Annotated in this window: 18 protein-coding genes and 1 tRNA gene; 12 read left to right on the forward strand and 7 right to left on the reverse strand. The window is 68.1% G+C overall.

Annotated elements, in window-relative coordinates; translation table 11 throughout:
- The first annotated feature begins 232 nt into the window (after positions 1-232).
- The gene (locus SBI80_RS04575) at positions 233-403 is read left to right on the forward strand and encodes a hypothetical protein (RefSeq protein WP_318973216.1); all 171 of its coding nucleotides are present in this window, start codon (positions 233-235) and stop codon (positions 401-403) included.
- A 4-nt stretch (positions 404-407) separates the two neighbouring features.
- Here SBI80_RS04575 and SBI80_RS04580 read toward each other — a convergent pair whose 3' ends face one another.
- Entirely contained in the window at positions 408-1,733 is a 1,326-nt protein-coding gene (locus SBI80_RS04580) for a carboxylesterase family protein (RefSeq protein WP_318973217.1), read from the reverse strand.
- Between the two features lie 66 nt (positions 1,734-1,799).
- On the opposite strand from SBI80_RS04580, the gene SBI80_RS04585 reads away from it, so the two are divergent.
- The 3 genes from SBI80_RS04585 (at position 1,800) to SBI80_RS04595 (ending at position 4,730) form a co-directional block, all read left to right on the forward strand.
- Positions 1,800-3,221 carry a DUF2252 domain-containing protein gene (locus SBI80_RS04585; RefSeq protein ID WP_318973218.1) on the forward strand — a complete coding sequence of 474 codons (1,422 nt, stop codon included), beginning with the start codon at positions 1,800-1,802 and terminating at the stop codon, positions 3,219-3,221.
- A 100-nt stretch (positions 3,222-3,321) separates the two neighbouring features.
- The gene (locus SBI80_RS04590; RefSeq protein WP_318973219.1) at positions 3,322-3,744 is read left to right on the forward strand and encodes a pyridoxamine 5'-phosphate oxidase family protein; all 423 of its coding nucleotides are present in this window, start codon (positions 3,322-3,324) and stop codon (positions 3,742-3,744) included.
- Positions 3,741-4,730 carry an Acg family FMN-binding oxidoreductase gene (locus SBI80_RS04595; RefSeq protein WP_318973220.1) on the forward strand — a complete coding sequence of 330 codons (990 nt, stop codon included), beginning with the start codon at positions 3,741-3,743 and terminating at the stop codon, positions 4,728-4,730. Before SBI80_RS04590 ends, SBI80_RS04595 begins: the two co-directional genes overlap by 4 nt.
- 22 nt (positions 4,731-4,752) lie before the next feature.
- Here the strand turns inward: SBI80_RS04595 and SBI80_RS04600 are convergent, their stop codons facing one another.
- On the reverse strand, positions 4,753-5,760 hold the full coding sequence (locus SBI80_RS04600; protein ID WP_318973221.1) for an Acg family FMN-binding oxidoreductase: 1,008 nt from the start codon (positions 5,758-5,760) through the stop codon (positions 4,753-4,755).
- A gap of 152 nt (positions 5,761-5,912) precedes the next feature.
- Here SBI80_RS04600 and fdxA point away from each other — a divergent pair, with 152 nt between their 5' ends.
- Positions 5,913-6,269, forward strand: a complete 357-nt coding sequence (fdxA, locus tag SBI80_RS04605) for a ferredoxin (RefSeq protein ID WP_318973222.1) — start codon at positions 5,913-5,915, stop codon at positions 6,267-6,269.
- Between the two features lie 18 nt (positions 6,270-6,287).
- Here the strand turns inward: fdxA and SBI80_RS04610 are convergent, their stop codons facing one another.
- The 3 genes from SBI80_RS04610 to SBI80_RS04620 form a co-directional block, all read right to left on the reverse strand.
- Positions 6,288-6,587 carry a DUF4193 domain-containing protein gene (locus tag SBI80_RS04610; protein ID WP_318973223.1) on the reverse strand — a complete coding sequence of 100 codons (300 nt, stop codon included), beginning with the start codon at positions 6,585-6,587 and terminating at the stop codon, positions 6,288-6,290.
- Positions 6,588-7,066: 479 nt separating this feature from the next.
- Positions 7,067-7,708, reverse strand: a complete 642-nt coding sequence (locus tag SBI80_RS04615; protein WP_318973224.1) for a 3'-5' exonuclease — start codon at positions 7,706-7,708, stop codon at positions 7,067-7,069.
- A 2-nt stretch (positions 7,709-7,710) separates the two neighbouring features.
- A complete protein-coding gene (locus SBI80_RS04620) occupies positions 7,711-9,543 on the reverse strand; it encodes a putative nucleotidyltransferase substrate binding domain-containing protein (RefSeq protein WP_318973225.1) in 1,833 nt (610 codons plus the stop codon).
- 231 nt (positions 9,544-9,774) lie between these two features.
- Here SBI80_RS04620 and treS point away from each other — a divergent pair, with 231 nt between their 5' ends.
- Entirely contained in the window at positions 9,775-12,003 is a 2,229-nt protein-coding gene (gene treS / locus SBI80_RS04625; protein WP_318973226.1) for a maltose alpha-D-glucosyltransferase, read from the forward strand.
- 2 nt (positions 12,004-12,005) lie between these two features.
- Here treS and SBI80_RS04630 read toward each other — a convergent pair whose 3' ends face one another.
- Complete coding sequence (locus SBI80_RS04630) at positions 12,006-12,524, reverse strand: hypothetical protein (RefSeq protein ID WP_413232660.1); 519 nt, start codon at positions 12,522-12,524, stop codon at positions 12,006-12,008.
- A 2-nt stretch (positions 12,525-12,526) separates the two neighbouring features.
- A complete protein-coding gene (locus SBI80_RS04635) occupies positions 12,527-13,216 on the reverse strand; it encodes a hypothetical protein (RefSeq protein WP_318973228.1) in 690 nt (229 codons plus the stop codon).
- 36 nt (positions 13,217-13,252) lie between these two features.
- On the opposite strand from SBI80_RS04635, the gene SBI80_RS04640 reads away from it, so the two are divergent.
- From SBI80_RS04640 to SBI80_RS04665, 6 genes are all read left to right on the forward strand, one after another.
- Positions 13,253-13,678 carry a hypothetical protein gene (locus tag SBI80_RS04640; RefSeq protein WP_413232627.1) on the forward strand — a complete coding sequence of 142 codons (426 nt, stop codon included), beginning with the start codon at positions 13,253-13,255 and terminating at the stop codon, positions 13,676-13,678.
- Positions 13,679-13,682: 4 nt separating this feature from the next.
- On the forward strand, positions 13,683-14,168 hold the full coding sequence (crcB, locus tag SBI80_RS04645) for a fluoride efflux transporter CrcB (protein WP_318973229.1): 486 nt from the start codon (positions 13,683-13,685) through the stop codon (positions 14,166-14,168).
- On the forward strand, positions 14,165-14,533 hold the full coding sequence (gene crcB / locus SBI80_RS04650) for a fluoride efflux transporter CrcB (protein ID WP_318973230.1): 369 nt from the start codon (positions 14,165-14,167) through the stop codon (positions 14,531-14,533). The genes crcB (SBI80_RS04645) and crcB (SBI80_RS04650) overlap by 4 nt, the downstream gene beginning before the upstream one ends.
- 67 nt (positions 14,534-14,600) lie before the next feature.
- Entirely contained in the window at positions 14,601-16,235 is a 1,635-nt protein-coding gene (pgm, locus tag SBI80_RS04655; RefSeq protein WP_318973231.1) for a phosphoglucomutase (alpha-D-glucose-1,6-bisphosphate-dependent), read from the forward strand.
- Entirely contained in the window at positions 16,232-17,497 is a 1,266-nt protein-coding gene (locus SBI80_RS04660; protein ID WP_318973232.1) for an MFS transporter, read from the forward strand. Before pgm ends, SBI80_RS04660 begins: the two co-directional genes overlap by 4 nt.
- A gap of 53 nt (positions 17,498-17,550) precedes the next feature.
- A tRNA-Ala gene (locus SBI80_RS04665) sits at positions 17,551-17,623 on the forward strand.
- Positions 17,624-17,709: the final 86 nt, after the last annotated feature.

Below are 17,709 nucleotides of genomic sequence, written 5' to 3' on the forward strand. Positions count from 1 at the left end.
CGTGCGTCATATCTTGCATCGTCAAGGTCTAGTGCACAAGCGTTGCTGGCAAAGTCCGTCAGTGGCGTGGCGGGGACCGCCGCGAGAACCCGGCCGGTGTCCACATTCGGGTTCGCCGCGGGAATGCTGCCAACTCGCTGAAATCCTGCTTCTGCGGAATCCCACGGGGCGGCAATCAGTTTCAGCTCTCGGGACCGCAAAGCGATCCCAGACGAAGTGAGAAGGCATCATCATGAAGAAGTTTGGAGTCGTCGGCGTCCTCGTCGGCGTTTTGACGGCAGGCGTCGTGAGTCTGGCTGCACCCGCTCAGGCGGATCTGAGTCACGACATCTGGGCCAATCAGCAGAACCAATCGAGCGCGTCGGTGCCGCAGGTGGACACCAGCGTGCACCAGAGTCCGTAGCGGCTCACGACGGAGCCAACGCCCCCGGCAGCTGCAGGTGGGCGTCGGCTTCGTCGAACATCCCGTGGGCGAACTCGTACCAGAGCTGGCGCATCCTTGGCCCGAGTTCGTCGAGAGCCGGCCGGGACTGCGGTCCGAGCATCGGCGCCGTCGCCCAGTCGGCGAATGAGCCCATCAGAAAGGGAAGTTCGATGCAGTGGCATGCCCGCAGCGAGCTGTTGGCGGGGTGCCAGTCGAAGACGTAGGTCACGGCATGGCCGCCGCCTCGCCGGTGTCGCTTGGCGTAGGCCGATGAGGGACGGCCGAAGAGTCGTCTGGTGACAACCGAGCTCAGGAGCCGCCGCACGGGCGGGCCGAGGACGGGAAGACCGAAGGCGCGCGCCAGCCGTGGGTCGAGACTCAGGAATGGCAAGGCGTCGTCGGACGTCGTGCCAATCATGACCGGGAGGCGACGGGCGACGTCGAGCTGGCGCGCCTCGACCTCGTCGTCCTCGGGTAGCGGATGCTGGCCCGACTGCGGGCCGAAGGGCATCTGCGCGACGGTTCCGAACGGCGCGGCTGCGGCGGCTGCCGCGGACTGAGCAACCAGCAGGTCCGCGGTGGATGCCGCTTCCGGGTTGGCGCCCAATACTTCCCGCGCGGCGACGGCCATCGCCCGGCTCATGGCCGCGCGCCCCCGCTGCACCCCAAGCGGAGCGCTCTGGAGGATGGCGCGCCGGAAGAGGCCCTCGGTGCCGTCGGCAACCAGGAGGTAGGACACGCTGTCCGCGCCGGCGGACTGGCCGAAGATGGTGACGGCGTCAGGATCGCCGCCGAACCCGCCGATGTTCTCCCTGACCCACCGCAGCGCGGCGATCTGGTCCAGCAGGCCGAGATTCGCGGGGGAGAGGCCGTCGATCGCGAGATACCCGAAGATGCCAAGGCGATAGTTCACCGTCACCGTGACGACCCCGCCCTCCGCGGCCATCGCCGAGAGGTCGTAGGCGGCCGGCTGCCCACTCCCGGTGACGTATGCCCCGCCGTGGAGGAACACCATCACCGGGCGGGCCCTGCCATCGGGAACGGGGGCGACGACGGTCAGCGCCAGGCAGTCCTCGTCCTGATCGAGGCCCGCCATGACGGGCCCGACCACGAACTCCAGGCGCGATGGCAGCTGCGGGCAGACGGGCCCGGGTGTCGTCGCGTCGACGAGGTCGTCGGTGACGGGCACCGGCTCGCACGGTTGGAAGCGCCGCGCCATCGCGTACCGCAGCCCCAACGCGCGAATCACCTTGCCGTCTCGGCGGACCCGAATCCGGCCGCTGGGGAGCTGCATCACCTCGTCGTCCATGGTGATGTCCGAGACTACGTGGCAACCTCCCACTTCCCGAGCGTCGCGGCCGTAACATCGCGACTCGTGCATGGCAACGCGGGTCCGGACGGGCACACCGTCATAGCGGAGGCCGACGGACGGGCCTACCGGTCGCTGCGTCAGCGACCCGTCACCCGGGCCGAGCGTTATGCCCTCGGCAAGAGTCTGCGCAAGCGGGTGCCCCGCAGGACGCTGGCCGACTGGACGCCGCCGGCGGACCGCCCCAACCCCGTCGACCTGATCAATGCCAGCCACCGCGGCCGGCTGGACCGGTTGATCCCGATTCGGGTGGGGCGCATGGTGGATTCGCCCTACGGCTTCCTGCGCGGCACCGCCGTCGTGATGGCCGAGGACGTAGCACACCTACCGTCCACCGGCATCACGCCGGTGGTGTGCGGCGATTCGCACCTTGGCAACTTCGGCTTCTACGCCTCACCCGAGCGCGATCTGGTGATCGACCTCAACGACTTCGACGAGGCTCACCCCGGCGGCTGGGAATGGGACCTGCGCCGGCTGGTGGCCAGCATCTGGGTCGCCGGCCGGTACAACGGCACCTCCGAGAAGCACTGCGCGGCCTCGGTGCTGTCCTGCGTCGAGTCCTACCGTCACGAGTTGCGCCGGCTGGCCGACCTGCCGCTGTTCACGCGGTCGTTCCTGCGCATGGACGTCGACCGGTTGACGGAGGAGACCGCTGGGCCCCTGCAGCGACAGGTGGCACGGGCGGCCGAGCGGGCGCGTCACCGGACGGGGGATCGCGCGCTGCCCCGTTTCACCCACGAGGTGGACGGCTTGCGCAGAATCGTCGAGGAACCGCCGCTGATCACCCGTCCCGATGCACGCGAGGCCGACGCGCTCGCCGAGGCTCTCGATGAATACCTGACCACGCTGCCGTCGTACTGGCGGCGAGTCCTCGGCGGCTACACCCTCGTCGACGTCGCCCACAAGGTCGTCGGGGTTGGCAGCGTCGGGCTGCGCGCCTACGTCGCACTGCTGGAGGGATCCTCGGCCGAGGACGTGGTGTTCCTGCAACTCAAACAGGCCCGCCGCTCGGTGCTGGCGCGGTACGTGCACGGTGATCAGGCGTGGCACCGGCATCAGGGGCAGCGGGTGGTCGAGTACCAGCAGTCGTTGCAGACGGTCAGCGACCCGCTGCTCGGCTGGACCACGATGGACGGTTTGCAGTACTACGTCCGGCAGTTTCGCAACATGAAGGGCCGCATTCCACTGGATTCGATGGACGCCGCAGCGCTGACCGACTACGCGGGTGTGGTCGGAAGACTCCTCGCCAAGGGACACGCGCGGACCAGCGGCGCCTCGATGATCGCCGGGTACATGGGTGGTTCGGATCGGGTCGACCAGGCGCTCTGTACGTTTGCGCGGCGCTACGCCGATCAAACCGAGGCCGACCACGCCGCCCTAATCGTCGCCGTGGAGCGTGGATTGCTGCCGGTGGAGCGGGGCGTCTAGGTCCGGGACTGCGGCGGGGACTGCGGCGGGGACTTTGTGCCCTCCCCTCGGTGACCGACGCCTCACCACACCGGCGCGGTGGACGGGCATGGTCGATGGAATGACGACGCACCTTGAATCCGGTTCCGAACTCGGACTGTCCGATCACCAGAGTTGGGCGTTGCTCGCCGGGACGTCGCTGGGGCGACTAGTCACCAGCTTCGACGGTCAGCCGGACGTGTTTCCCGTCAACTACGTCGTGCAGCGCCAGACGATCGTGCTTCGCACTGCCGCAGGCGCCAAGCTAGCCGGTGTCGCCCATAACGATCGCGTCGCCTTCGAAGCCGACGACCACGGTGTCGAGGAGGCGTGGAGCGTCGTGGTGAAGGGCCGCGCGCAGGTCCTGTCAGACGCGGCCGACGTCTCCGATGCCGAACGCGCCCAGGTGCTTCCGTGGATCACGACGACCAAGCAGTACTTCATCCGGATCGTTCCCAACGAGATCACGGGTCGGCGGTTTCGCTTCGGCGGGGTGCCACGATGAGCAAGCTCCCCGGCGCCGAGACACTGCGCACCGCACTGGCGCTGGCCACCCGAGCGCCATCGGTCCACAACACCCAACCGTGGCGGTGGCGTGTCGGCAGGTCCAGCCTGCACCTTCACGCAGACACCTCGTTGCAATTGCCCCATACCGACCCCGATAGTCGCGACCTGATCATCAGTTGTGGTGCCGCACTGCACCACTGCGTGGTGGCGTTCGCTGCGCTGGGCTGGCAGAGTAAGGTCCGTCGATTCCCCAACCCGGCCGACGCCGGTCATCTTGCCTCGATCGAAGTGCACCGGTCTCGTCCTGTCGAGCTCGACGTCGCACTGGCTGCGGCGATTCCGAGGCGACGGACCGATCGTCGGCTCTATAGCTCTTGGCCCGTGGCCCACGGCGACATCGCGCTGATGGGTGCTCGAGTGGCGCGCATGGGCGTCACCATGCGGCGGGTCGAGGACAGCGTCGACCTCAGGGACGCGTTGGACCGGGCCACCCACGAACACGTGGACGACGAGGAGTACCTGGCGGAGCTGGCGATGTGGAGTGGCCGCCACGCCGCCATGGCAGGTGTGCCCGCGCACAGCACGCCCGTCCCGGAACCCGCCGCCCGGGTACCCGGCCGCTTGTTCGCAGCTTCGTCTCTGTCACAACCGCCCGAGGCCGAGGCCGAGGCCGACAACGGCGTCATGCTGGCCCTCGGGACCGCCGAGGACGACGAACTCGCGCGGCTGCGGGCGGGCGAGGCGACGAGCCTTCTGTTGCTCACCGCCACGGCACTGGGCATGGCGACGTGCCCGTTGACCGAGGTCCTCGAGATCAAGGCGACCCGTGACGACGTGCGGGCCGAAGTCTTTGGCGTAGAGGCATTCCCGCAGATGCTGATACGTGTGGGCTGGGCACCGATCAATGCCGATCCACTGCCAGCCACCCCGCGGCGTCCCGTCCAGGACGTGGCGACCAGGCTGGACGGCGCGCCGCTGTGGTGACCGAGCGCGCGGGGGGTTGACCCTACGCGAACGTCTCGGCGGGCTGGCCGCGGAATTCGAGGACGTCGGTGACCGGACGGCGCGGCGTGGGCGGTGGCACGTCGTCCAGGGCCGGGGCGGTCCCGATGCGGACCAGTGCCTGCGGAAACGGCTGCCCGGTCAACGACGCGACGATCTCCCGGCTGGTGTGGACCTCGGTCACGTGCGTCAGCGTGCACGTCGCCAGACCGACGAGGGTGCACTCCAGTAGCAGCGCCGAAAGAGCCTCCCCGCAACGAAGTACGTCCTCACGCGAATCACCGCGCGCCGAGAGGACGACGAGCTGCGATCGATCCTCGGGCACCTGCATGCGGCGCTCGGCATGGTGGGTGATCGGGAAGGCGCGGCCCACGTCGACACGATCGCTCTCGGCCGCGGATATCAGGGCACTCTGGGGGATCCCATCGCTGACGTCGAACGGCGAAGTCCACCAGTTCAATTCGGCATGATAGGCCGAGTCGTATAGGCGTAACGACTCGGAGTACTGGGAGGCCTCGGCAAGGCGCGGCCTGGCGTCGTCGGTCAGCACGCTCACCACCGCTCTCGTGGCGACGGCGTCGTGCAGCAGTCCCTCCGTCGATTGGTGGTCCGGTACCGCGCCGAACGGCAGCCGGTCGGTCCGTCGAGCCAGGACGGCGTCGGCGCGGCGACGTTGGGCGTCGGTGACGAGCGGCGCCTCGGTGAACTCGAGCGACGCCAGGTGGGCGACGTCGTCGGGATCGGGGCAGTACCGGACGTCGGTGGTCCACCCGGCCGCCGCCATCACGACGCGAAGGTGGTCCAGGACGACGCCACAGCTGATCAGCGCCTGACGTCCGGACTGGTCCGTCGCCACCAGGCGATCGCGGTCGGCGTACAGGTGGAGTCGGCCCGCTTCGGCCACCCACCGCCAAGGCTGACTGTTGTGGTACGACGGGGCGCGGCAGGCCACTCGCACGGCGTCCTCGACGACTTCGCGTGGGACAGCGGATTTCGGCCGGGATGGCGGCATCGATGATCCTCCTCGGATTCTCGAGTCCCACCGTTGCCGTCGCGGCGATGGGCGAGAAGGGTCTTTGGTCCCCGGCGCAAAGGCCCACGGCCCCGGCGACGGTGCCCTTTCGGCCCCTGCACACCAGTCGGGTACGTCGATACCGTGCGCACATGACCTATGTGATTGGGCGCGAGTGCGTCGACGTGATGGACAAGTCCTGCGTGCAGGAGTGCCCGGTCGACTGCATCTACGAAGGTGGGAGGGTCCTCTACATCAATCCGGAGGAGTGCGTCGATTGCGGTGCGTGCAAACTCATCTGCCGCGTCGACGCGATCTACTACGAAACCGATCTACCGGATGACCAACTCGAACATCTCGCCGACAATGCCGCGTTCTTCACCGAGGTCCTCCCCGGACGCGCCGCCCCGCTCGGCTCACCGGGCGGAGCCGAGCGGCTCGGTCGCGTCGGAGTGGACACCCCGCTCGTGTCCGCTCTTACCGTTCGGACGGACGCGCCGCACCCGTGAACCGGGTGCCGGCGGCCGTCAGGCGCAGTCGGTGCAGATCATCCGGTCGCCAACCTGCTTGGCGAGCCGGTGGCTGTGGTGCACCAGGAAGCAGCTCGAGCAGGTGAACTCGTCCTTCTGCTTGGGCACCACGCGAACGGTGAATTCCTCACCGGAGAGATCGGCCCCCGGCAGCTCGAAGTCCTCGAGTTCGTCGCCGTCGTCGACGTCGAGCACGGCGGTCGCGGCGTCGTTTCGACGTCCGGCCAGCTGCTCGAGCGATTCGTCGACGACGTCATCGGATTCCTTTTGGCGTGGGGCGTCGTAATCGGTGGCCATGTTCGTCCTCTCGAGTTCAGTGCCGGCGTCACGACAACGTGAACGATGCGCAGCTTGTTCCCGCCCGCACCGGGGCTGAAACGCACAGTTCGATCGACGCGTCGACGCACGTCGGCGTCCGGCCGAACGTCGGTACGGCTCCAGGCGGATGCCAGGTCGCCGACGTCGATTCGAGGCAAGAGTACGGTCCGCTGGGGCGTACGGCCGTATGCCGCGCTTCGGCGCGTTCTCCACGAGGTACGGGGCCGCCGCGGATGCACCGGCACCAAGTCCTACCGACTCCGCACCGGCAAGACCACCACCCGAGACGAACGAGTCTTCGAAGACGTGGTCCCAGATCTCAGCAGCACGAATCTGTTCGCGCAGGATGTCGGCGTGACCGCAGTGTGAGCCAGTTCGCGCGGAAGGACTCGACGACACACATCCGCTCGTGCCCGAGCCCTGAGACGACGGGCATCCTCGTCGTCGCCGGATCGGCGTCACTCCGACAGCCGCACCAGCTTCGACGTCGTCAGGGTGGTGCCGCGTTCCAGTCGACTGGCCAGTGCGAGGAACAGGGTCGCGGTGGTGAGGGCGTCGCCGAGGGCGTGATGCGGTGAGTGCACGGGTAACTCGAGTTCGGTCGCGGCGTACTCCAGCGAAATTGCTTGATCGGGAGCGAGGTTCACGTCGAGCACCAGGCGCGCGAGGACCGCGGTGTCGATCATCGGACTGGCGAACGTCAGGTACGACCGCCGGAAGGCCCTGTGCAGGAACGACCGCTCGATCCAGGCGCAGTGCGCGATGACCGGGTGAGCGCCGATGAGCGCGTCTAGGGTGGTGACGCAGTCCGACAGCGGGGGCGCATCGTCGAGGTCCTGGGTGCGCAGCGCGTGGAACTTCGTCGAACTGCCCGGTACGTCCCCTGGCACGTGGACCAGGCCGTACACCGATTCGGCCATCTTGATCCGGCCATCGCGGATGGGTACCGCGCCGTAGGAGACGATGTGATCGCGGCGGGGGTCCAGACCCGTGGTCTCCAGGTCGATCGCCACGAATGCGTCGGTGCGCCAGTCGACGTCTGCGGCAGCTGGTCGGTGCGACCTCCGGGCGCCGAGCCGTCGTCGCCATCCGCGTCCCATGCTCACAGTCCTTCGTAGCTGAACCACTTGCGGCTCAAGCGCTCCTGGATCGCGCTGATGGCCTTGAAGGCGCTGCGCAGGTGTCGCCGCTCGAGTGGGTCGAGGGCGGCGGGATCGATGGCCGAGGCCAACGGTTTACCGGCCTTGATCGCGGTGATCTGGCTGTCGAACACGAGGTGGTAGCAGAGGCTGAAGGCACCCGCCAGCGCGTCGGCCTCGTCGGTGGTGAGCAGGCCGCTGCGGTGTGCCCGCTCCAGACGCTGCGGGGTGGAGCCCGTGGGGTCGCCCGTGCGCTGGGCCAGGGCGCGAGCCAGCGACGCGACGGGACGCAGGCCTGACTTCTTGAGGTTTAGGTGGCCTTTTTGCTCACCGAAGTGCTCGACGACGAATCCTCGGACGAACCCGCTCGGCGGCCGGTCACTCATCGAGAAGCGACTCAGCGCGCGGGTGAAGGCATCGCGTCCGATGCCGCCGACCAGTGCGGTGCGCATCGGCTGGATCAGCGCGGGGCGGGTGATCGGCCGGGCGTCGAGCATCGTCGAGGCCATTAGCAGGTAGTCGATGTCGTCGGGGTTGGCGCGCCAGGCATCGGCGACCTCCCGCCACTGCCGCTGCGATCGGTTGAACAGGGGTGACGAGGCGTTCAGGCCTTGCGGGCACGGTGCCAGCCCGCACCGAGCCAGGGCGGTGATCAGGGGTTCGGTGGCCGCGGCGACCTGGTCACGTGTCAGCACGACGTCGGTGGGTTCCCGAACCGCCCACGCAAGCGCGGTGTCGACGTCGGAGTTGGGCAGCGGTTCGCGTCGACCCAGGGAGCCCATCAGCAGCCAAGAGCAGTCCAGCTCGCTCAACGGTGGTGTCGTGACGTGTAATTCGATGATCTTGCGGTAGATGGACTCCACCATTGCCGACAGCAGTGCCCCGACGTGTTCGACGGGCAGGCCGGCATCCCAAAGCTCCACCGTGGTGGGCGTCAACAACCGGCAGGCGTCGACGAGTTCGTCCATGGTGGTCGCCGCGGCTGCCGCGGAGCGGATCACCAGGGGGTTGCGGACCTCGGCGGCCGCCATGTCGACCACCCGCACGACGCCGACGGCTGCGCCGAGCGCATCGACGACGACGAGGTGGTGGATGCCCTGTTCGACCATGAACAGGTACGCCGTGCTGACGGTGCGGTCGACGCTCATGGAGATCGCAGGAGCGCTGGCGATCGCCGAGATGGGCGCGTCGACGCCGACCTCCCCGGTCGCGACACGGCGCCGGAAGTCGTCGTCGGTGACGATGCCGATTTGGCCGTGCCGCAGGAACAGGGCGCAGGATCGGCCCGCATCGGTCATCAGTGCGGCGACGCTGCGAATCGGATCGTCGGCGTCGCACCAGGTGATCGGGTGTGCCACGTCGCCAATCGGCCGTTCGAGCCGGGCGAAGGATTCACTCGAACTGATCAGCCGCTCCCGGGCCACCAGTCCGCCGTAGTGCGCGAACCGCAGCCGCTCGGGGTGAGTCAGGATCGTGCGAGGGTCGGGCAACCGATAGCAGAGGGTGTCCTCGGCCGCGCGGACCTGCAAGGGGGGCGGCAGCCCGGACAGTACCGAGATGTGGCCGAAGGTCTCACCCGGGCCCAGCACGTCGGTGACGCGGCCCCGGTCGATCACGTCCACGGCTCCCACCCGGACGACGTACAGGCAATTCAACGGTGTCGCGTCGGCTTCGACGATGACCGTGCCCGCCGTGAAGTACTCGACCTCGACGGCCCTCGCCAGCCGGTTGAGGTCGTCGTCGTCGAGGCGGTCATAGGGCGACTGGGCACCGAGGAACTCGAGGAACTCCTTCACGGCACCCGATTCAGATCGAGTTCCACGATGCGGTCACGGTCAGATCGTCGCACGGCATCGCCGTGGGTGAGCCGTGGTGAGCCGGTCCGCCTACATTGGGGGACGCGTACCCGTCGCGGCGCCCGAGTTTCAACACCACGCCAGCGGCTATACGGCGCGGAAGCGGGTCGCGCAGGGTTGGGCGTCGCGTAGACCGGAACTAATCGAGCGGTACCGAGGGTGAGGACGTAGATGACGGACACGGTCGGCGACGAGCAGGCGCGAGAGCCCACCGACATCACCTATGCCGAGCATCTTCATCCGGCCCGCCCGAGGACGCTGCGATTCCGGCCACGGGTGAAGGCGCCGTTCGCGCGCCGGTCCGTCGCGCAGGACGGGTCGGCGACCGGAGACAACCCGGCGTACGTGTCGTGGCTGCTGGCCCAGTCGATGCTGTCCGACGCCAACGAGATCAGCCAGCAGTTCTCCGGCCAGGGCTCGATGTGGCAGAACCCGTTCGCGAACCCGAACCCCCGAGCCGCCGTCACCGCGGCCTCGGTGTGGTTCACGGCCTACCCGTTGTCGCTGATCACCCGCCCCGACGAGTCCTTCCTGACGGCGATGGCCGACGAGGACATGTGGAAGGCCTTCGCCGAGATCGGCATCGAGGGCATTCACACCGGGCCGGTGAAGCGGGCGGGCGGCATCTCGGGCTGGCAGTACACCCCCAGCGTCGACGGTCACTTCGACCGGATCAGCACGCAGATCGATCCTGCGTTCGGCACCGAGGACGAATTCCGCAAGATGTGTGCCACCGCCAACTGGTACGGCGGCACCATCATCGACGACGTCGTGCCGGGTCACACCGGCAAGGGCGCGGACTTCCGGCTGGCCGAGATGAAGTACGCCGACTACCCGGGCATCTATCACATGGTCGAGATCGATCCCAGAGACTGGCACGAGCTGCCCGAGACCCCGCCCGGAGTGGATTCGGTCAACATCGACGCGACCACCGAGGAGTGGCTGGACAAGGCCGGTTACATCATCGGCCGGCTGCAGCGGGTGATCTTCTACGCCGAGGGCGTCAAGGAGACCAACTGGAGTGTCACCCGTCCCGTCCTAGGAGTCGACGGCGTCGAGCGGCGGTGGGTGTACCTGCACTACTTCAAGGACGGGCAGCCCTCCATCAACTGGCTCGACCCCACCTTCGCCGGGATGCGGATGGTCATGGGCGACGCGCTGCACTCGCTGACCGACCTCGGCACCGGAGCGCTGCGGCTGGACGCCAATGGTTTCCTCGGGGTGGAGAAGAGCACCGCGGAGGGCAACCCCGCCTGGTCGGAGGGGCACCCGCTGTCCGAGGCGGCCAACCACCTGATCGCCAGCATGGTGCGCAAGGTCGGCGGGTTCACCTTCCAGGAGCTGAACCTGACCATCGACGACATCCGCGAGACCGGTGAAGCCGGCGCCGACCTGTCCTACGACTTCATCAACCGGCCGGCCTATCAGCACGCCCTGGCCACCGGCGACACCGAGTTCCTTCGGCTGACGCTGAACACCTCGAACGAACTCGGCGTCGACCCGGCATCGCTGGTGCACGCCCTGCAGAACCACGACGAGCTGACCTACGAGCTGGTCCACTGGTCGACCGGGCACCGCGACGACGTCTACACCTACAAGGGCGAGGAGATGACGGGCGAGGAACTCGGCGAGTCGGTCCGGCAGGATCTGCTGACCAAGCTCACCGGGCCGCAGGCACCGTACAACCTGGTCTTCACCACCAATGGGATTGCCTCGACCACGGCGACCGTCGTCGCCGCGGCGCTTGGCATCACCGACCTGGACCTGATCGACGACGTCGACCCGATCCGGCGTGCGCATCTCCTGCTGGCGATGTTCAACGCCCTGCAGCCAGGCGTGTTCGCGTTGTCCGGCTGGGACATGTGCGGCATGTTGACGTTGCCGCCCAGCGAGGTGACCGAGTTGCTGCGCGGGGGTGACACCCGGTGGATCCACCGCGCGGGGCACGACCTGATGGGCGTCAACGAACGCGCGACCCGGTCGATGGCAGGAATGCCACGGGGCCGCAGTCTCTACGGGTCGATCCCCGAGCAGATGGCCGACGACACCAGCTTCCTGCGCCAGTTGCAGGCAATCCTGCGGGTCCGCTCGCACTACGGCATCGCCACCAGCCGTCAGGTCGACATCCCCGAGGTGTCACACCGCGGCATGCTGGTGATGGTGCATCAGCTCGAAGACCCCAGCCAGCATCAGCTCACGCTGCTCAACTTCGCCAACGAGGAGATCGCCGGAACGGTTCGCTCCGAGCACCTTCCGCCCGGGGGACACGTCATGGACATGTTCACTGGCAAGACGGTCGGCACGGTCGACGACCTGCACAGTTTCGCGGTCGAGATGCCCAACCACCACGGCATGTCCCTGCTCGTCGAGGCGCCCGTGGCGGATGGCGCCGCCCAGTAGCGCTACCTGCGCGCCGGCACGGTCAGGGGTGCGCCGTCGACGGCTTCCAGCATGCAGATCACGGTGCTGGGATTCGGATTCGACGACGTCCGGTTCTGGTTGGAGTCGATGAGATAGGTGATCGTGAACGTGCCGCTGCCGACGGGTTCTCCGGTGTAGGCGGTGAACCCGTCGTCGCACACGGCGGTGGCGACGTCGGCGATGGCGGTGCCGACTGCCAGTGGCGCGCGGCGGAACACCTCCGCGTGATGCGGTGTGGCGCAATCGACCACCGAGACGGCGATGACGTTCGGATCGGTCGGCGGTGGGTCGGCCAGGCACTCACCGACGTCGAGGTCGAACCAGTCGACCGGCCGCGCGGCCGGGGCTTGGACGGGAGCGGCCGTCGTCGAAGTCGGCTGTGCCGCAAACGAGCTGGATGACGTGCCGGGGGAGGGCACGGTTGGCGAGGTGCACGACGTGGCGACGAGGATCGTGGCGGTCGCAGCGAGCACCCGCCGCCGAGGCCAACGCAGATGCACTCTCACCGCGACCCCTTCCGCACGTTGCGAGACGCGAGAATGGCTGCGGCCGAGGCGGTCTGGATTCCGCACGCCGCAGCGAACTCGGCGGGCGCCAGTCCGTCGGCCGAGTTCATGTCGCATGGCCCGAACGGTGGAGTACCGTCGGGCAGGGTGGCCCCGGCTCCGTATCCATTGCCGTACCCGGAGCCGTCGGTGTACTGATGGGCGACCTTGCCGGGGTAGGCGGGGTTGTGCCCGTAGGCCGCGACCACCACGCGCAAGCCCGCCGGTTTGACCGGCCAGAGCCGGTTCAGGTCGTCGACGTTGCCGTAGCCGATCACCCGGCGCCGGTCGCCGAGCCAGTCGGCGATCGCCCAGTAGGCGCGGTTGATCCCGTCGGACTGGTTGCCCGCGATCTGCGTTCCCCAGCTCTCGACGTCGATCATCACCGCCATCCGGGGGTGCGGGTCGCCCACCATGGCGATCAGCGTATCGACCGTCTCGTGCCAGTTCTGCCGCCACACGAAGTAGACGATGAAGAAGTCCAATGCCCCCTCGTCGCAACGACGCTTGCACCACCCATGATTGGCGTCCCAGTTCTGGTCGCGGTGATCGCCGTCGTTGGATCGGATGCACAGCACCCGGTGCGGATAGCGGTCGTCGACGGGAACCTGCCACTCGGAGACGTCGGCGTAGATCGTGTCCGTCACTCCTCCACGATGCCATTGCTGCCGTAGGCTGCCGCGGTGGACACCAGCATCCGGATTGCGGCGGCCGCCGCGTTCGTCTGGCTCGGCATGGTGCTCGCGATCTCCTTCGTCGAGGCACCGCTGAAGTTTCGCGCACCGGGTGTCACCGTGAAGATCGGCCTAGGCATCGGTCGACTGGTCTTTCGAGCCCTCAACGTCTTCGAGTACGTGTTCGCCGTCGTGATCGCGTTCGCACTCTTCACCCATGAGACGTCTGCAGCGGTGAACGTCGCGATCTGCGTCGCGGTAGGCGCACTTCTCACCCAGACCATCGTGATTCGCCCCCTACTCGCGGGTCGGACCTCCGCCGTCCTCGAGGGCGACGAAGGTCGACGGTCGCGGGCCCACTTCGCCTACGTCGCCCTGGAACTCGTCAAGGTGGTAGCCCTGGTGTGGGCCGGCGTACTACTCGTGGGTAGCTAGGACCATGACTCAGCCAGGTTCCGCGGACTCCCATCGCGAACTGCCCTCCGATCCCGACGCCGGCCCCGACCGCCCGCTGCACCTGCACCCGTCCGCACTGGCGTGGGTCTTCCTCGGTGGCGTAGTCGGAACGGCATTGCGCTACGTCGGCGAGCTCGTGCTGCCGCACGACGCCGCGGGCTGGCCCTGGGCGACGTTCCTGATCAACCTCGTCGGCGCGTTCGTCCTCGGCGCGCTGCTGGAGGGATTGGCCCGCCTCGGTACCGACTCGGGCTGGCGGCAACGCGTCCGGCTCCTGGCCGGCACGGGTGTGTGCGGTGCCTTCACCACCTACAGCACGCTGGCGCTGGAGACGGTTCTGCTGCAGCGACACGGCCAGGTCGGGACGGCGGTGGCCTACGGTGTCGTGAGCGTCGTCGGGGGTGTGGTGACCGCTTGGCTCGGGATCGTGGTCGCGGCGGGCGTGCACCGACGCAGGGCCCGGTCGTGATCGCCGCGCTGACCGTGCTCGCCGGTGCCTGCGGCGCCGTCGCGCGCTTCCTGGTCGACTCGTCGGTCAAGGCGCGCTGGCGAACGGCGTTCCCCTGGGCGACGGTCGCCATCAACGTCACGGGTTCGCTACTGCTCGGCATCTTGGCGGGACTGGTGCTCTTTCAGGGTCAGGCCGCGGCGTGGCAGACCGTGGCGGGCACCGGATTCTGCGGCGGATACACGACTTTCAGCACGGCCAGCTTCGAGACCGTCCGGTTGGTCCAGCAGAACCGGCGGTTGCTGGCTGTGCTCAACGCCGGTGGTTCGCTGGTGCTGTCGGCCGCCGCGTGCGCCGGTGGATTCGCGATGGCATGGGCGTTGTAGGGCCTAGCTGGCTGAATTCTTGGTGACGGGCGCGTGCGGCGCCCGGCGAGGGAGCAGAATCGTCCCCATGGCTGCCAACCCACGTGCCGGACAACCGGCTCTTCCCGAAGACCTCATCGACGTGGCCCAGGTGGTCACTGCCTATTACTCGGTGGAGCCCGACCCCGAAGACGTGAACCAGCAGGTGGCGTTCGGAACGTCGGGGCACCGCGGGTCTAGCCTCGACGCGGCGTTCAACGAGGCGCACATCCTGGCGACGACCCAGGCCATCGCGGAGTACCGCGCGGCGCAGGGCACCACCGGTCCGTTGTTCATCGGCCGTGATACCCACGCGCTGTCCGAACCGGCCTGGGCGTCCGCATTGGAGGTGCTCGCCGCCAACGGCGTAGAAGCGATGATCGACGGCGCAGATCGATACACGCCGACGCCGGCGGTCAGCCACGCGATCCTGTCGTTCAACCGCGGCCGGGACAATGATCTCGCCGACGGCATCGTCGTCACCCCGTCGCACAACCCGCCGCGTGACGGCGGTTTCAAGTACAACCCGCCCAACGGTGGCCCCGCCGACACCGACGCCACGGGTGTGATCGCCAAGCGCGCCAACGAGATTCTGCGTGACGGGCTCAAGGAGGTGAAGCGCATTCCGCTGGCGCGGGCACTGCAGCTGGCGCAGCGGCACGACTACCTCAACGCCTTCATCGAGGATCTGCCCAACGTCGTCGACGTGCACGCGATCCGCGCCCAGGGCATCCGCATCGGTGCCGATCCGCTGGGCGGGGCCAGTGTCGACTACTGGGGTGCCATCGCCGAGCGGCACGGCCTGAACCTCGAGGTGGTCAATCCGCTGGTCGATGCGACGTGGCGGTTCATGACGCTGGACACCGACGGCAAGATCCGGATGGACTGCAGCTCGCCGAACGCCATGGCGTCGCTGATCGGCAAGATCGGCAACTACCAGATCGCCACCGGCAACGACGCCGACTCCGACCGCCACGGCATCGTCACCCCCGACTCCGGGCTGATGAACCCCAACCACTACCTGGCCGTGGCCATCGACTACCTCTACTCGCACCGGCCCAACTGGCCGGGATCGACCGCGGTCGGCAAGACGGCGGTCAGCAGCTCGATCATCGACCGGGTGGTGGCCGGGCTGGGCCGCAAGCTCATCGAGGTACCCGTCGGGTTCAAGTGGTTCGTCGACGGATTGATCAGCGGGACAATCGGATTCGGAGGCGAGGAGAGCGCGGGCGCGTCGTTCCTGCGGACCGACGGGTCGGTGTGGACCACCGACAAGGACGGCATCATCCTGGCGCTGCTGGCCTCGGAGATCCTGGCCGTCACCGGCAAGTCCCCGTCGCAGCGGTACGCCGAACTCGCCGAGCAGTACGGTGCCCCCACCTACGCGCGCATCGACGCCCCCGCCGACCGGGACCAGAAGGCGCGCTTGGCCAAGCTCTCCCCGGAACAGGTCAGCGCCACCGAACTGGCGGGCGAGCCGATCACCGCGAAGCTGACGACCGCGCCGGGCAACGGCGCGCCGCTCGGCGGGCTGAAGGTGACGACCGAGAACGCCTGGTTCGCCGCACGCCCGTCGGGCACCGAGGACGTCTACAAGATCTACGCCGAGTCGTTCAAGGGGGCCGAGCACTTGGCCGAGGTCCAGCAGGCGGCCAAGGAGCTGGTGAATACAGTGATAGGGTGAGTTCCGTCGCGGAGGGTGACTGTTCGGCGCCCCAGAAGCCCAAGCTGCCCAACGAGGTCTGGGTCCTCGTCACCGCAAACGCGGTCATCGCGCTGGGTTATGGCGTGGTCGCGCCGGTACTGCCGCAGTACGCCCGCAACTTCGGGGTAAGCATCGCCGCCGCGACGTTCGTCATCACGGCCTTTGCGCTGATGCGGCTGTGCGCGGCGCCGGTGAGCGGCGTGCTGGTGCAGCGGCTGGGGGAGCGCCGGATCTATCTGACGGGCCTGCTGATCGTGGCCCTGTCGACGGGGGCGTGCGCGTTCGCGCAGACCTACTGGCAGCTGCTGGTGTTCCGGTCACTCGGTGGCCTCGGCTCGGCGATGTTCACGGTGTCCTCGCTCGGTCTGATGATCAGGATCTCCCCGCCGGATGCCCGCGGCCGGGTGGCCGGGCTGTTCTCGAGTGCGTTCCTGGTCGGGTCGGTGGGCGGGCCCGTGTTGGGCAGCCTCACCGTCGGGCTCGGGCTCTCGGCGCCGTTCGTGATCTACGGCGTGGCACTGCTGATCGCGGTGGCCGTGGTGTTCGTCCAGCTGCGGCACTCGTCGCTGGCGGCGCTGGACGTGCAGAGCGAGCCGGCCATCTCGGTGCGGACCGCGTTGCGCAACCAGGCGTACCGGGCCGCGCTGCTGTCGAACTTCGCGACGGGATGGTCGGCGTTCGGGTTGCGCATCGCGCTGGTGCCGTTGTTCGTCGTCGAGGTGCTCGGCCGCAGCGCGGGGATGGCGGGGCTGGCGTTGGCCACGTTCGCGATCGGCAACGTCTCGGCGGTGATCCCAAGCGGGCATCTGTCCGACCGCATCGGACGACGCCTGTTGCTCATCGGCGGGCTGACGGTGTCGGCGGTCTCCACGGTCCTGGTCGGCTTCACCACCTCGCTGCCGCTGTTCCTGGTGGCGGCCTACGTGACCGGTGCGGCGACGGGCATGTTCATCTCGCCGCAGCAGGCCGCCGTGGCCGACATCATCGGCAGCAAGGCCCGTGGCGGTACCGCGGTGGCGACGTTCCAGATGATGTCGGACTTCGGCGCGATCCTCGGCTCGCTGGCCGTCGGGCAGATCGCCGAGCACCTGACGTTCGGCTCGGCGTTCGTGATCAGCGGGGTGATCCTGCTGTTCGCCGCGGTGGGCTGGATCTTCGCGCCCGAGACGCGGCCGCGGACCACCACCGAGCACACCCCGGCCCGACCCCTGGGCCCAGAGGCCGGTGGCGAGGTGCCCTGACCAGTGGTTTTGAACCGCGGGAGTGGTTGGTGTACCGTCGACCAGCACGACGAGGGGCTATGGCGCAGTTGGTAGCGCACCACACTGGCAGTGTGGGGGTCAGGGGTTCGAATCCCCTTAGCTCCACCCACATAGGGCGGAAAACGCCTGGTAGGCGGCTTGACCACAAGTCGAGTATGCCACGTCATCAAGACACCGTCATCAAAATGTCT

The sequence above is a fragment of the Mycolicibacterium sichuanense genome, assembly GCF_033741125.1.
In the GTDB taxonomy this organism is placed as follows: domain Bacteria; phylum Actinomycetota; class Actinomycetes; order Mycobacteriales; family Mycobacteriaceae; genus Mycobacterium.